This window comes from Pseudomonas sichuanensis (assembly GCF_024749065.1).
In the GTDB taxonomy this organism is placed as follows: domain Bacteria; phylum Pseudomonadota; class Gammaproteobacteria; order Pseudomonadales; family Pseudomonadaceae; genus Aquipseudomonas; species Aquipseudomonas sichuanensis.
Map to the genome: position 1 here is coordinate 5,861,343 of NZ_CP087185.1, position 13,859 is coordinate 5,875,201.

At 64.2% G+C, this 13,859-nt stretch carries 13 protein-coding genes and 1 pseudogene; 9 read left to right on the forward strand and 5 right to left on the reverse strand.

Translation table 11 applies throughout. The features are described from left to right. The first annotated feature begins 14 nt into the window (after positions 1 to 14). A complete protein-coding gene (locus LOY51_RS26305; protein ID WP_258643737.1) occupies positions 15 to 1,571 on the forward strand; it encodes a phospholipase D family protein in 1,557 nt (518 codons plus the stop codon). Positions 1,572 to 1,672: 101 nt separating this feature from the next. On the opposite strand, the gene LOY51_RS26310 is transcribed toward LOY51_RS26305, so the two are convergent. Both LOY51_RS26310 and LOY51_RS26315 read right to left on the reverse strand, forming a co-directional pair. Further along, on the reverse strand, positions 1,673 to 2,812 hold the full coding sequence (locus LOY51_RS26310) for an MFS transporter (RefSeq protein WP_125861109.1): 1,140 nt from the start codon (positions 2,810 to 2,812) through the stop codon (positions 1,673 to 1,675). 138 nt (positions 2,813 to 2,950) lie between these two features. Continuing rightward, positions 2,951 to 4,444, reverse strand: a complete 1,494-nt coding sequence (locus LOY51_RS26315; protein ID WP_110992009.1) for an aldehyde dehydrogenase — start codon at positions 4,442 to 4,444, stop codon at positions 2,951 to 2,953. A 195-nt stretch (positions 4,445 to 4,639) separates the two neighbouring features. Here LOY51_RS26315 and LOY51_RS26320 point away from each other — a divergent pair, with 195 nt between their 5' ends. Next, positions 4,640 to 4,999 (forward strand): cupin domain-containing protein, encoded by a 360-nt coding sequence (locus tag LOY51_RS26320; RefSeq protein WP_258643740.1) that lies wholly within the window; start codon positions 4,640 to 4,642, stop codon positions 4,997 to 4,999. Positions 5,000 to 5,166: 167 nt separating this feature from the next. Here LOY51_RS26320 and rpmG read toward each other — a convergent pair whose 3' ends face one another. Continuing rightward, positions 5,167 to 5,322 (reverse strand): 50S ribosomal protein L33, encoded by a 156-nt coding sequence (gene rpmG, locus LOY51_RS26325; RefSeq protein WP_003253507.1) that lies wholly within the window; start codon positions 5,320 to 5,322, stop codon positions 5,167 to 5,169. Between the two features lie 11 nt (positions 5,323 to 5,333). Beyond that, positions 5,334 to 5,570, reverse strand: coding sequence for a 50S ribosomal protein L28 (rpmB, locus tag LOY51_RS26330; protein WP_003253504.1), 237 nt, complete (start codon positions 5,568 to 5,570; stop codon positions 5,334 to 5,336). 362 nt (positions 5,571 to 5,932) lie between these two features. Here rpmB and LOY51_RS26335 point away from each other — a divergent pair, with 362 nt between their 5' ends. Further along, on the forward strand, positions 5,933 to 7,522 hold the full coding sequence (locus LOY51_RS26335; RefSeq protein ID WP_258643742.1) for an ABC transporter substrate-binding protein: 1,590 nt from the start codon (positions 5,933 to 5,935) through the stop codon (positions 7,520 to 7,522). 68 nt (positions 7,523 to 7,590) lie between these two features. On the opposite strand, the gene radC is transcribed toward LOY51_RS26335, so the two are convergent. Beyond that, positions 7,591 to 8,271 carry a RadC family protein gene (gene radC, locus LOY51_RS26340; protein WP_125861113.1) on the reverse strand — a complete coding sequence of 227 codons (681 nt, stop codon included), beginning with the start codon at positions 8,269 to 8,271 and terminating at the stop codon, positions 7,591 to 7,593. A gap of 127 nt (positions 8,272 to 8,398) precedes the next feature. Here radC and coaBC point away from each other — a divergent pair, with 127 nt between their 5' ends. From coaBC to LOY51_RS26370, 6 genes and pseudogenes are all read left to right on the forward strand, one after another. Next, the gene (gene coaBC / locus LOY51_RS26345) at positions 8,399 to 9,610 is read left to right on the forward strand and encodes a bifunctional phosphopantothenoylcysteine decarboxylase/phosphopantothenate--cysteine ligase CoaBC (RefSeq protein WP_110992005.1); all 1,212 of its coding nucleotides are present in this window, start codon (positions 8,399 to 8,401) and stop codon (positions 9,608 to 9,610) included. 5 nt (positions 9,611 to 9,615) lie between these two features. Further along, complete coding sequence (gene dut / locus LOY51_RS26350; RefSeq protein ID WP_102684802.1) at positions 9,616 to 10,071, forward strand: dUTP diphosphatase; 456 nt, start codon at positions 9,616 to 9,618, stop codon at positions 10,069 to 10,071. A gap of 134 nt (positions 10,072 to 10,205) precedes the next feature. Next, positions 10,206 to 11,579, forward strand: a pseudogene (locus tag LOY51_RS26355) (phosphomannomutase/phosphoglucomutase); the annotation flags it as partial. A 30-nt stretch (positions 11,580 to 11,609) separates the two neighbouring features. Beyond that, positions 11,610 to 12,515 carry an acetylglutamate kinase gene (gene argB, locus LOY51_RS26360; protein ID WP_110992003.1) on the forward strand — a complete coding sequence of 302 codons (906 nt, stop codon included), beginning with the start codon at positions 11,610 to 11,612 and terminating at the stop codon, positions 12,513 to 12,515. A 263-nt stretch (positions 12,516 to 12,778) separates the two neighbouring features. Further along, positions 12,779 to 13,459, forward strand: coding sequence for a CsgG/HfaB family protein (locus tag LOY51_RS26365; RefSeq protein ID WP_110992002.1), 681 nt, complete (start codon positions 12,779 to 12,781; stop codon positions 13,457 to 13,459). Between the two features lie 29 nt (positions 13,460 to 13,488). After that, the gene (locus LOY51_RS26370; protein WP_258643747.1) at positions 13,489 to 13,857 is read left to right on the forward strand and encodes a DUF4810 domain-containing protein; all 369 of its coding nucleotides are present in this window, start codon (positions 13,489 to 13,491) and stop codon (positions 13,855 to 13,857) included. Positions 13,858 to 13,859: the final 2 nt, after the last annotated feature.

The window sequence follows — 13,859 nt, forward strand, 5'->3', positions numbered from 1 at the left end:
AGGACCATTCACCCTTGAGACGCCAGCCAGCCCTGCCCCTGCTGCTGGTGCTGCTGCTCGGCCTGTCAGGCTGCGCCAGCACCGCTACACCCCGTGATGTCAGCCAGGCGCTGCCGGCCAGTGAGTCGGCGTTCGGCCGCTCGGTGCAGCGCCAGGCCGCGCCCTACGAGGGGCGTTCGGGTTTTCGCCTGCTGCCCAACAGCAATGAGGCCTTCCGCGCCCGCGCCGAGCTGATCCGCAACGCCCAGGCCAGCATCGATCTGCAGTACTACATCGTCCACGACGGCCTCAGCACCCGCGCCCTGGTGCACGAACTGCTGCGCGCCGCCGACCGCGGCGTGCGCGTGCGCATCCTGCTGGATGACACCACCAGCGATGGCCTGGACACCATCATGGGCACCCTGGATGCCCACCCGAACATCCAGATCCGCGTGTTCAACCCGCTGCACCTGGGCCGCAGCACCGGCGTGACCCGCGCCGTGGGCCGGCTGTTCAACCTGTCACGCCAGCACCGACGCATGCACAACAAGCTGTTCCTGGTGGACAACAGCATGGCCATCGTCGGCGGGCGCAACCTGGGCGACGAATACTTCGACGCCGAGCCCAACCTCAACTTCACCGACATCGACCTGTTGGGGGTAGGCCCGGTGGCCGAGCAACTCGGGCACGGCTTCGACCAGTACTGGAACAGCGCCCTGAGCCGGCCGATCGGCGATTACCTGTGGTGGCAGCCCGATGCCGAAGACCTGCGCGCCAGCCGCCAGCGCCTTGAGGTGTCCCTGGCCGAGGCACGCATCAAGCGCAAAGCCCTTTACGACCGGCTGATGGCCTACCAGGCACAGCCACGTCTGGACGTATGGCGCAACGAGCTGATCTGGGCGCACAGCCAGGCGCTGTGGGACGCGCCGAGCAAAGTGCTGGCCGATGACGAACCCGACCCACAACTGCTGATGAGCCAGCAACTGGCGCCAGACCTGAACAGCGTGCGGCACGAGCTGATCCTGGTGTCGGCCTACTTCGTGCCGGGTGAGCCTGGGCTTTTGTACCTGACCAGCCATGCGGACGCCGGCACCTCGGTCAAGCTGCTGACCAATTCGCTGGAGGCCACCGACGTGCCGGCGGTACACGGCGGTTACGCGCCCTACCGCCGCGCCCTGCTCGAACATGGCGTGCAGTTGTACGAGATGCGTCGCCAGCCCGGCGACCGCAGTGCCCGGCGCGGCCTGAGCCTGCACGGCAGCTCCGACTCAAGCCTGCACAGCAAGGCGATGGTGTTCGACAGGCGCAAGACGTTCATCGGCTCGTTCAACTTCGACCCGCGTTCGGTGCTGTGGAACACCGAGGTCGGCGTGCTGGTGGACAGCCCGGAGTTGGCCGAGTACACCCGCGACCTGGCGGTACAAGGCATGGCGCCGGCGTTGAGCTACCAGCCAAAGCTGGTGGGCGGCAAGCTGGTGTGGGTCACCGAGGACAATGGCCAGCGGCATATGCTGCTGACCGAGCCTGGGGGGATATGGCGACGCTTCAACGCCTGGATCAGCAAGGCGGTGGGGCTGGAGAAGATGTTGTAGTTGAGGGCCTTATCGCCGGCAAGCCGGCTCCCACGGGAAACCGTACACCCTGTGGGAGCCGGCTTGCCGGCGATAAGGCTGCGCAGCAGCCGCACAATCGATCAGGCAGAAGCTGGCTCGAAGGCATCCTTGCGCCGGGTCAGCACCACCAACCCCGCGGCCCCCACCGCCATCAGCAGCAGCAACGCATGCCCACTGACCCACTGGCTACCCGCCCCGGCCAGCAGCGGCCCGAGCAGGCAACCGATGCCCCACAGCTGCGCCACGTGGGCATTGGCCCGCACCAGCTCATCATCGCGATAGCGCTCGCCGATCAAGACCAGCGATAGAGTGAACAACCCTCCCGCACTGGCCCCGAACAGCACCCACAAGGGCCAGATCAGCGGCGTGTGCAGCAGCAGCGGAATGGCCAGGCTCGAGACCAGCAGGGTCAGCGCACAGCCACTGAACAACGTGCGTCGCGACATGCGATCAGCCAGCGCCCCGATCGGCAACTGCAGCACCGCATCGCCCACCACCACGGTGCTGACCATGAACAGCGCCACTTCCGTGGTGAAACCCTGCTGCAGGCAATACACCGGCAGCAGGGTTAGGATCATGGCCTCGAAAGCGGCGAACAGCGCAATGGCCCAGGCAATGACCGGCAGCCGTCGGCAGAAGGCGAACAGGTCGAGGAAGGTAACGCTGCACGCCTCGGTGCTGGGTGCGCCGCTACGGCCCAGGAGGATCAGCGGGGCAACCAGCAGCAGCCCGGTCGCCGCCCAGAAACCGAAGTCATCGTTGGAACCGAGAAAACCCAGCACCATCGGCCCGGCCAGCTGGCTCAGGGCGTAGCTGCTGCCATACAGCGCCACCAGCCGCCCGCGCCATTGCTCGACCACCAACTGGTTGATCCAGCTTTCGCCGAGGATGAACACCACGGTCAGCGACATGCCGATCAGCAGGCGCAGCGCCAGCCACAGCGGGTAGCTGGGCAGCAACGCCACCAGGCCGATCGACAGCGCCCCGCCCCACAGGCACAGGCGCATGGCGGCCGGTACGCCAACCCAACCGGCCAGGCGGCTGGCCACGGCGGCGCCGACCAACACGCCCAGCGCCGGCATTGCCGCCATCACGCCGATGGCGAACCCGCCGTAACCCCAGCCCTCCAGGCGCAAGGACACCAGCGGCATGCTCACGCCGAGCGCGAGCCCGACACTGAGCACCGACGCCAGCACGGCAAAATAGGTTCCCCAACGCATGGTGGCCTCCCGGGCAGTTGAATCAGGCAGAAAGCATCGCGGGGCAAGCCCGCTCCCACGTAACCAGGCGCTGATGATGCATCATCAAACCCTTGGCGGCGTGGGAGCGGGCTTGCCCCGCGAAAAGGCGTTACCGGATTACAGCTTGATCCAGGTCGCCTTCAGCTCGGTGTACTTCTCCAGCGCGTGCAGCGACTTGTCACGGCCGTTGCCCGACTGCTTGAAGCCACCGAACGGCGCGGTCATGTCGCCGCCGTCGTACTGGTTGACCCAGACGCTGCCGGCACGCACGGCGCGGGCGGTCTTGTGGGCCTTGGAGATGTCCGAGGTCCAGATGCCGGCTGCCAGGCCGTATGGGGTGTCGTTGGCGATGGCGATGGCTTCTTCGGCGGTGTCGAAGGTGATAACCGACAGTACCGGGCCGAAGATTTCTTCCTGGGCGATCTTCATGGCGTTGGTCACGCCGTCGAAGATGGTCGGCTCGACGTAGGTGCCGCCGGTCTCTTCGAGGATGCGCTTGCCGCCAGCCAGCAGCTTGGCGCCGTCCTGGTGACCGGCGTCGATGTACGACAGCACGGTGTTCATCTGCTGGGTATCGACCAGCGCACCGACGGTGGTTGCCGGGTCCAGCGGGTTGCCTGGTTTCCAGGCCTTGAGGGCCTCGACCACCATGGGCAGGAACTTGTCCTTGATCGAACGCTCCACCAGCAGGCGCGAACCTGCGGTGCAGACCTCACCCTGGTTGAAGGCGATGGCGCTGGCTGCGGCCTCGGCGGCGGCTTGCAGGTCCGGGGCGTCGGCGAAGACGATGTTCGGGCTCTTGCCACCGGCTTCCAGCCAGACGCGCTTCATGTTCGACTCGCCGGCGTAGATCATCAGCTGCTTGGCGATCTTGGTCGAACCGGTGAACACCAGGGTGTCGACATCCATGTGCAGGGCCAGGGCCTTGCCCACGGTGTGGCCATAGCCTGGCAGCACGTTGAGCACGCCCGCCGGGATACCGGCTTCGATCGCCAGCTGGGCGATGCGGATGGCGGTCAGCGGCGATTTTTCCGACGGCTTGAGGACGATGGAGTTACCGGTGGCCAGGGCCGGGCCGAGTTTCCAGCAGGCCATCAGCAGCGGGAAGTTCCACGGTACGATGGCACCGACCACACCCACCGGCTCACGGGTAACCAGGCCGAGCTGGTCGTGCGGGGTTGGCGCGACTTCGTCGTAGACTTTGTCGATGGCTTCGGCGTTCCAGTGCAGGGCACTGGCCGCACCTGGCACGTCGATGCTGGAGGAGTCGCCGATCGGCTTGCCCATGTCGAGGGTTTCGAGCAGGGCCAGCTCTTCGACGTGCTTGCGCAGCAGGTCGGCGAAGCGGATCAGCTTGGCCTTGCGCTTGGCCGGAGCCAGGCGCGACCAGACGCCGGATTCGAACACGGCGCGGGCATTTTCGACAGCGCGGTTGGCATCGGCCAGGTCGCAGCTGGCAACCTTGGCCAGGAAGCGTCCGTCCACCGGGCTCAGGCAGTCGAAGGTTTCACCGGATGCGGCATCGGTGTATTCGCCGTTGATGAAGGCGCGGCCTTCGATCTTCAGTTGCTGGGCACGCTGTTCCCAGTCCGCACGAGTCAGGGTGGTCATAGGAAACTCCTCTCTTGTTAAGGTGCAACGCCGCACTGAGGACTCACGGGCGCTGTCAGAAATTCTGGCCGGGTGACGAGGCACACGGGCACCTGCCACCCTAAACCAGGGCGGGCAAACTATCAATATATTTGACACGAACGGCTCAAATGCCTACTGATGTTCATTTTATTAAACAACAACAGGGTAACCACCATGAGTATCGCCAGCATCGTCGACTTCGCCCAGGTTCTGACCGAGGCCGAACGCTACCGCCCGGCGGCGGAGAAAATCCTCAAGGGCGAGCCTGACCAGGCTGTCTACAACCAATATGCCAGCCCGTGCGGGCAGTTCGCCGCAGGCGTCTGGGAAGGTGAAGTAGGCCAGTGGACGGTGAACTACACCGAGCATGAATACTGCGAGATCGTGCAAGGTGTGTCGGTGCTGCGCGACCAGGAAGGCAATGCCAAGACCCTGCGTGCCGGCGATCGCTTCGTCATCCCGGCGGGCTTCAAGGGCACCTGGGAGGTGCTGGAGCCGTGCCGCAAGATCTATGTGATGTTCGAGCAGAAGTAACGGACACCTGCTCCGACCTCATCGCCGGCAAGCCGACTCCCACTGACCCTGTGGGAGCCGGCTTGCCGGCGATGAGGCCAGTACAGGACACGAGGCTTGCAGCTTTGTCGCAGGCATAAAAAAACCCGCCACCTTACGGTTGCGGGTTTTTTCAGGTTGCCGATCAATTACTTGATCTTGGCTTCCTTGTACACCACGTGCTTGCGGACGACCGGATCGTATTTCTTGATCTCGATCTTGTCCGGAGTGGTGCGCTTGTTCTTGTCGGTGGTGTAGAAGTGGCCGGTACCGGCACTCGAAACCAGACGGATCAATTCACGCATGATGTTCTCCCTTAAACCTTGGCGCCAGCTTTGCGGATGTCGACCAGAACGGCATCGATGCCGCGCTTGTCGATGATACGCATGCCTTTGGCGGAAACGCGCAGACGCACGAAACGCTTCTCGGATTCAACCCAGAAACGGTGGTGCTGCAGGTTTGGCAGGAAACGACGACGGGTTTTGTTGTTTGCGTGGGAAATGTTATTCCCGGTTACTGGACCCTTACCAGTAACTTGACAGACTCTCGACATGCCTCAGCCCTCTAAAACCACATGCCCAACCCGGCATGGGTTGGCCGCTTAATCTCTCAGTCATTGGCGCCAGGCGCCGTGTTTCCGAGGGTCTTATCGACCGGAAGCGCTTACGCGACAGGCCGAGCCCCTAGAAAAGAGCGCTGCTTTATACCAGAAAGACTCAGCCGCAACAACAGAAGATGTGTCTTCAGGTCGTGCCGAGTGCGCCCGGGCAGCATAACGACTGGGGCGCCAAGGTGTCGACCGCCCGTCGCCGAATTAATGCGAAAGGGTGTGGTCATTTGCCCGTGCCCACACTAGGGTAGGACTTTTCCAGACTGCACCGGCAGATGGTGCCACAAACCCGCCAAGGAGCCACCATGCGTGCCGCCGCCCTTTCCCTGTTGTTCACCACGCTGTGCGCCGCCGGCCTCGCCCAGGCCGCGCCGCTGTCGGTGTGCACCGAAGCCAGCCCGGAAGGCTTCGACGTGGTCCAGTACAACTCGCTGACCACCACCAATGCCTCGGCCGATGTGCTGATGAACCGCCTGGTCGAGTTCGATGCAGGGCTTGGCAAGGTCGTGCCCAGCCTGGCCGAGCGCTGGACGGTGTCGCCGGACGGCCTGATCTACGACTTCACCCTGCGCCAGGGCGTCAAATTCCACACCACGCCCTACTTCAAGCCCAGCCGCGAGCTGGACGCCGAAGACGTGCTGTTCAGTTTCCAGCGCATGCTCTACCCCGCCCACCCGTGGCACAAGACCGCTGCGGGCGGCTACCCGCATGCCCAGTCGCTGCAGCTGGGCAGCCTGATCAAGTCGATCGAGGCCCCACAGCCCAATACCGTGCGCTTCACCCTCTCGCACCCGGATGCCACCTTCCTGGCCACCCTGAGCATGGGCTTCGCCTCGATCTACTCCGCCGAGTACGCCGACAAGCTGCTCAAGGCCGAGACCCCGGACAAGCTCAACAGCCAGCCTGTGGGTACCGGGCCGTTCGTCTTCCAGCGTTTCCAGAAGGACGCCGTGGTGCGCTACCGCGCCAACCCCGACTACTTCGCCGGCAAACCGTCGGTCGACCCGCTGATCTTCGCCATCACCACCGACGCCAACGTGCGCCTGCAGAAGCTCAAGCGCGGCGAATGCCAGGTGGCCCTGTCGCCCAAGCCGCTGGACATCGCCGAGGCCGGCAAGGACGGCAACCTCAAGGTGGCGACCACCCCGGCGTTCATGACCGCGTTCGTCGCCATCAACAGCCAGCACCCGCCGCTGGACAAACCCGAGGTGCGCCAGGCGATCAACCTGGCCTTCGACAAGGCGGCCTACCTGAAGGCCGTGTTCGAAAACACCGCCACCGCCGCCAACGGCCCTTACCCGCCGAACACCTGGAGCTACGCCAAGGACCTGCCGGGCTACACCATGGACCAGAAGAAGGCCAAGACGCTGCTGGCCAAGGCCGGCCTGGCAGATGGTTTTGCCACCACGATCTGGACCCGCCCGTCGGGCAGCCTGCTCAACCCCAACCCCAGCCTGGGCGCGCAGATGCTTCAGGCAGACCTGGCCAAGGTCGGCATCAAGGCCGAGATTCGTACCATCGAGTGGGGCGAGTTGATCCGCCGCGCCAAGGCGGGCGAGCACGACCTGCTGTTCATGGGCTGGGCGGGTGACAACGGCGACCCGGACAACTTCCTCAGCCCGCAGTTTTCCTGCGCGGCGGTCAAATCCGGGACCAACTTCGCGCGGTTCTGCGACAGCCGCCTGGACCAGCTGATCAACGCCGGGCGCACCACCAACGACCAGAGCGTGCGCAGCCGCCTGTACCAGCAGGCCCAGGCACTGATCCAGCAGCAGGCGCTGTGGCTGCCGCTGGCGCATCCGACGGCGGCGACCTTGCTGCACAAGGGTGTCGAGGGGTATCAGGTGAGCCCGTTCGGGCGACTGGATTTCAGCAAGATCGCCGTAAACCGTTGAGGCCTCATCGCGGGGCAAGCCCGCTCCCACGATACCGTCGTGGGAGCGGGCTTGCCCCGCGATTGCTGTCAGCCTGCCAGCCACCCATGCTCGGCCATGGACAGTGGTTCGCCATCTCCGACGATGACATGGTCCATCACCCGTACATCGATCAGCGCCAGCGAGCGCTTGAGCATCTGCGTCAGGTGCACGTCGTCCTGGCTGGGCTGGCAATGGCCTGACGGATGGTTATGGCACAGGATCAGCGCCGCCGCGTTGTGCAACAAGGCCCGGCGCACCACCTCCCGCGGGTAGATGCTCGCGCGGTCGATGGTGCCGCGAAACAGGATCTCGAACGCCAACGGCCGGTGCTTGGTATCCAGGAACAGGCAACCGAATACCTCGCTGGCCTCATGGCGCAGCATCGACTTCAGATAGCGCCGCACCGATGTCGGCGACTCCAGCGCCGACGCACGCTCAATGCCTTCGTCCAGATACCGCCTGCCGATCTCCAGCAACGCCTGCAGCTGGGCGTATTTCACCGGCCCCAGGCCCGGCTCACGCATCAATCTGGCGCGATCGGCCTCGAGGAACGGCCTGAGCCCGCCAAACTTCGCCAGCAGCCCGCGCGCCAGGTCCAGCACATTACGCCCAGCGACCCCCGACCCCAGCAACACCGCCACCAGCTCGGCATCCGACAGCACCGCCGCGCCACGCTGCAACAACTTCTCCCTCGGCCGCTCGTCGGCCGGCCACTCCCTGATGTTCATCCCCCCTCCTCGCCTGCCACTACGGCCCGTTTGGGCGCTGTGTTAATCTAGTTCGCTTCGAAAATGCGACGATCTGCCGCAGGCAGTCACCGTCGCCGCCCGCTTTCACTGGAATAAGGCAAGGCCTATGCAGCGGTTGTATCGCAAGCGCATCGTTCTCGGCGTGGGTGGCGGCATCGCCGCCTACAAGAGCGCCGAGCTGATTCGCCGACTCCTGGAACACGGCGCGCAGGTGCGCGTGGTCATGACCCGTGGTGGTGCCGAATTCATCACCCCGCTCACCCTGCAGGCGCTGTCCGGCCACCCCGTGCACATGGACTTGCTCGACCCCGCCGCCGAAGCGGCCATGGGCCATATCGAACTGGCCAAATGGGCCGACCTGGTGCTGATTGCCCCGGCCACCGCCGACCTGATGGCGCGCATGGCCCAGGGCATGGCCGACGACCTGCTGACTACGCTGGTGCTGGCCACCGACGCTACCGTCGCCGTGGCGCCAGCGATGAACCAGGCCATGTGGCGCGACCCGGCAACCCAGGACAACCTCGAACTGCTCAAGCGCCGTGGTATCCAGGTGTTCGGCCCGGCCTCCGGCAGCCAGGCCTGTGGCGACGTGGGCCTGGGCCGCATGCTCGAAGCCACCGACCTGGCCTGGTGCGCCGCCGAGAGTTTCAAGCGCCAGGCACTGACCGGCAAGCACGTGCTGATTACCGCCGGGCCGACCCAGGAGAACATCGACCCGGTGCGCTACATCACCAACCATAGTTCAGGGAAAATGGGCTTTGCCCTGGCCGAGGCGGCCGCCGAAGCCGGGGCCCGGGTGACCCTGGTCACCGGCCCGGTACACTTGCCGACCCCGGACCGGGTCAGCCGCATCGACGTGGTCAGCGCGCGGGACATGCTCGCGGCCTGTGAAGCAGCCATGCCCTGTGACCTGTTCATCGCCTCGGCCGCGGTCGCGGACTACCGCCCGGAAGTCGTCGCCGCACAGAAGCTCAAGAAGGATCCCACCACCGGCGACGGCATGCTGCTGCAGATGGTGCGCAATCCCGATATCCTTGCGACCATTGCCGGCCGCGCCGATCGCCCGTTCAGCGTGGGCTTTGCCGCCGAGACCGAGCACCTGCTCGACTACGCCACGCGCAAGCTCAAGGACAAGAACCTCGACCTGATCGTCGCCAATGATGTGGCCAACCCCAGCATCGGCTTCAACAGCGAGGAAAACGCCCTGACCGTGATCGACCGGCAGCAGCATCAAACCCTCTTCGCGCAGACCAGCAAAGGCAAGATCGCCCGCCAGCTGGTTGCCTTCATCGCCGAACGGCTCAACCAGGTTCAATAAGTTACATGCACGCTCTTCAAGCCAAGATCCTCGACCCACGCCTGGGCACCGAATTCCCCCTGCCGCAGTACGCCACCCCCGGCTCTGCCGGCCTGGACCTGCGCGCCCTGCTCAAGGAGGACACCGTCCTCGAGCCTGGCCAGACCCTGCTGATCCCCACCGGCCTGTCGGTGTACATCGGCGACCCGGGCCTGGCGGCGATGATCCTGCCGCGCTCGGGCCTGGGCCATAAGCACGGCATCGTGCTGGGCAACCTGGTCGGCCTGATCGACTCGGACTACCAGGGCGAGCTGATGGTCAGCTGCTGGAACCGCGGCAGCACGCCGTTCACCATCACCGTCGGCGAGCGCATCGCGCAGCTGATCCTGGTGCCGGTGGTGCAGGCGCATTTCGACATCGTCGAGCAGTTCGACGAGACCCAGCGCGGCGCTGGCGGCTTCGGCCACTCAGGCACTCGCTGAGGCAACAGCAGACCGTTCGGGCCATGGATGGCGAACTCTCTGGCGAAACCGCCGTCCAAGCGTTCAGTTTGCGCCTGCCCAGAAGCCTTTGACTTATGGAGTCCCCAGAGATGAACGACATGGCCCACCTGGTCCCCGCACTGCCCGACAGCATCTTCCGCGCCTATGACATCCGCGGCGTGGTCGGCAAGACCCTGCACGCCGAAACGGCCTACTGGATCGGCCGCGCCATCGGCGCCCAAACCCTCGCCCAGGGCGAACCACAGATCTCGGTCGGCCGTGACGGCCGCCTGTCCGGCCCGATGCTGGTCGAGCAACTGATCAAGGGCCTGGTCGAGGCCGGTTGCCAGGTCAGCGATGTCGGCCTGGTGCCGACCCCGGCGCTGTACTACGCCGCCAACGTGCTGGCCGGCAAGTCGGGGGTGATGCTCACCGGCAGCCACAACCCGTCGGACTACAACGGCTTCAAGATCGTCATCGCCGGCGACACCCTGGCCAACGAACAGATCCAGGCCCTGCTGACCCGCCTGAAGACCAACGACCTGACCCGTGGCGATGGCCATGTGGAAAAAGTCGAGATCCTCGAGCGTTACTACCAGCAGATCGTCGACGACGTGAAGCTGGCCAAGCGCCTGAAGGTGGTGGTCGACTGCGGCAACGGCGCCGCTGGCGTGATCGCCCCGCAATTGATCGAGGCGTTGAACTGTGAGGTGATCCCACTGTTCTGCGAGGTCGACGGCAACTTCCCCAACCACCACCCGGACCCGGGCAAGCCTGAGAACCTGGAAGACCTGATCGCCAAGGTGAAAGAGACCGGCGCCGATATCGGCCTGGCCTTCGACGGCGACGGCGACCGCGTGGGCGTGGTGACCAACACCGGCAGCATCGTCTACCCCGACCGCCTGCTGATGCTGTTCGCCCAGGACGTGCTGTCGCGCAACCCGGGCGCCGAGATCATCTTCGACGTCAAATGCACCCGCCGCCTGACCCCGCTGATCGAACAGCACGGTGGCCGCGCGCTAATGTGGAAGACCGGCCACTCGTTGATCAAGAAGAAGATGAAACAGACCGGCTCCTTGCTGGCCGGCGAGATGAGCGGTCACATCTTCATCAAGGAACGCTGGTACGGTTTCGACGACGGTATCTACAGCGCCGCGCGCCTGCTGGAGATTCTCAGCAAGGCCGGGCAAAGCGCCGAAGACCTGTTTGCCGCGTTCCCCGATGATATTTCCACGCCGGAAATCAACATTGATGTGACCGACGAGGGTAAATTCAGCATCATTGATGCTCTGCAACGCGACGCCGACTGGGGCGATGCCAACCTGACCACCATCGACGGTGTGCGGGTCGACTACGCCCACGGCTGGGGCCTGGTTCGCGCCTCCAACACCACACCGGTGCTGGTGCTGCGCTTCGAGGCCGACAGCGCGGCAGAACTCGACCGTATCAAGGCTGTATTCCGCACGCAGTTGCTGCGGGTCCAACCAGGCCTGCAACTGCCGTTCTGACGACTATCCGTTCCTTACCTGGAGCCCTGCATGACCCTCGATCGCGATGCCGCTTCCCATGTAGCCGAGGTTTTGTCCGAAGCACTGCCTTACATTCGCCGCTTCGTCGGCAAGACCCTGGTGATCAAGTACGGCGGCAACGCGATGGAAAGCGAGGAGCTCAAGACGGGCTTCGCCCGTGACATCGTGCTGATGAAAGCCGTGGGCATCAACCCGGTGGTCGTGCATGGCGGCGGCCCGCAGATCGGCGACCTGCTCAAGCGCCTGTCGATCGAGAGCCACTTCATCGACGGCATGCGCGTCACCGACTCGGCGACCATGGACGTGGTGGAAATGGTCCTGGGCGGCCAGGTCAACAAGGACATCGTCAACCTGATCAACCGCCACGGCGGCAGCGCCATCGGCCTGACCGGCAAGGACGCCGAGCTGATCCGTGCGCGCAAGCTCACCGTCAGCCGCCAGACCCCTGAGATGACCCAACCGGAAATCATCGACATCGGCCATGTAGGCGAGGTCGAGAGCGTCAACACCGACCTGCTGAACATGCTGGTCAAAGGCGACTTCATCCCGGTGATCGCGCCGATCGGCGTGGGCAAGAACGGCGAGTCGTACAACATCAACGCCGACCTGGTCGCCGGCAAGGTCGCTGAAGCGCTGAAGGCCGAGAAGCTGATGCTGCTGACCAACATCGCCGGCCTGATGGACAAGCAAGGCCAGGTACTGACCGGCCTGACCACCGAACAGGTCAACGAACTGATCGCCGACGGCACCATCTACGGTGGCATGCTGCCGAAGATCAAGTGCGCGCTGGAGGCGGTGCAGGGCGGTGTGAACAGCTCGCACATCATCGATGGCCGCGTGCCCAACGCGGTACTGCTGGAGATCTTCACCGACAGCGGCGTGGGCACCTTGATCACCAATCGCAAGCGTCACTGATCCAGCTGTAACCCTGTTGCGGGGCAAGCTCGCTCCCACCTTGGCACCTCAAGGTGAGAGCAGGCTTGCCCCGCGATGCTTTTACTGGCCATCGCGGCCGGATCGCTACACCGCCCGCAGTGCATTCGATCGGATATACAAAAAAGATGGCCTTGAGCCATCTTTTTTCATTTTTCGCCATCAATTTACTGGTTAAGCTGTCGCATCAACGTGGCAGAATGCAGCCCTGTTGCAAATAGTTTTTATTTACCTGGAGAACACGCGTGAAATACGCATCACATGGACTCGTGCTGGCAGCCGCCCTGGCTGTCGGGTCCCTCGCTGGCTGTGCCACTGAAACCTCCACCGCTGTTGCCGTGCAACAGGTCGAAAGCGTCAACCGCCCTTACAGCGGCGTGCGCACCCCGATTGCCGTGGGCAAGTTCGACAACCGCTCCAGCTACATGCGCGGCATCTTCTCCGACGGCGTCGATCGCCTGGGTGGCCAGGCCAAGACCATCCTCATCACCCACCTGCAGCAGACCAACCGTTTCAACGTGCTGGACCGCGACAACATGGGCGAGATCCAGCAGGAAGCTGCCATCAAGGGCCAGGCTCAGCGCTTGAAAGGCGCCGACTTCGTGGTCACCGGCGACGTCACCGAATTCGGCCGCAAGGAAGTCGGTGATCACCAGCTGTTCGGCATCCTCGGCCGCGGCAAAACCCAGATCGCCTACGCCAAGGTTGCACTGAACATCGTCAATATCAGCACCTCGGAAGTGGTCTACTCCAGCCAGGGCGCGGGTGAATACGCCCTCTCCAACCGCGAGATCATCGGCTTCGGCGGCACCGCCAGCTATGACTCGACCCTCAACGGCAAGGTCCTCGACCTGGCCATGCGCGAAGCGGTCAACAAGCTGGTTGGCGCCGTCGAAGGCGGCCAGTGGAAGCCACAAGCCCAGTAACACCTGGATTGCGACAAGGAAGACGTACGATGACCATCATCCCCCAAGGCCGGCGCACCGTCGCCGCCCTGCTGCTGGGCAGCGCGCTGCTGGCCGGCTGCAACTCGCACAAAACGCTGTATCAGTGGGAAAGCTACCAGCCCCAGGTGTACAGCTACCTCAAAGGTGACGCCAAGGAAGAGCAAATCACCGCCCTGGAGCGTGATCTGGAGAAGATCAAGGCCAAGAACGGCGCGGTACCGCCGGGTTATCACGCACAGCTGGGCTTGCTGTATTCCAGCCTCGGCAAGGATGACCAGATGATCCAGCAGTTCCGCACCGAGAAGGCGCTGTTCCCTGAGTCGACGGCCTACATGGACTTCCTGATGAAAAACGCCAGCAAAGGGGCCAAACAGTGATC

Coding starts and splice junctions, on each gene's coding strand:
- LOY51_RS26310 (WP_125861109.1), bottom strand. CDS start 2,812: ATGCGTTGGGGAACCTATTTTGCCGTGCTGGCGTCGGTGCTCAGTGTC.
- rpmG (WP_003253507.1), bottom strand. CDS start 5,322: ATGCGTGAATTGATCCGTCTGGTTTCGAGTGCCGGTACCGGCCACTTC.
- LOY51_RS26335 (WP_258643742.1), top strand. CDS start 5,933: ATGCGTGCCGCCGCCCTTTCCCTGTTGTTCACCACGCTGTGCGCCGCC.
- radC (WP_125861113.1), bottom strand. CDS start 8,271: ATGAACATCAGGGAGTGGCCGGCCGACGAGCGGCCGAGGGAGAAGTTG.
- LOY51_RS26320 (WP_258643740.1), top strand. CDS start 4,640: ATGAGTATCGCCAGCATCGTCGACTTCGCCCAGGTTCTGACCGAGGCC.
- argB (WP_110992003.1), top strand. CDS start 11,610: ATGACCCTCGATCGCGATGCCGCTTCCCATGTAGCCGAGGTTTTGTCC.
- coaBC (WP_110992005.1), top strand. CDS start 8,399: ATGCAGCGGTTGTATCGCAAGCGCATCGTTCTCGGCGTGGGTGGCGGC.
- LOY51_RS26370 (WP_258643747.1), top strand. CDS start 13,489: ATGACCATCATCCCCCAAGGCCGGCGCACCGTCGCCGCCCTGCTGCTG.
- LOY51_RS26315 (WP_110992009.1), bottom strand. CDS start 4,444: ATGACCACCCTGACTCGTGCGGACTGGGAACAGCGTGCCCAGCAACTG.
- dut (WP_102684802.1), top strand. CDS start 9,616: ATGCACGCTCTTCAAGCCAAGATCCTCGACCCACGCCTGGGCACCGAA.
- rpmB (WP_003253504.1), bottom strand. CDS start 5,570: ATGTCGAGAGTCTGTCAAGTTACTGGTAAGGGTCCAGTAACCGGGAAT.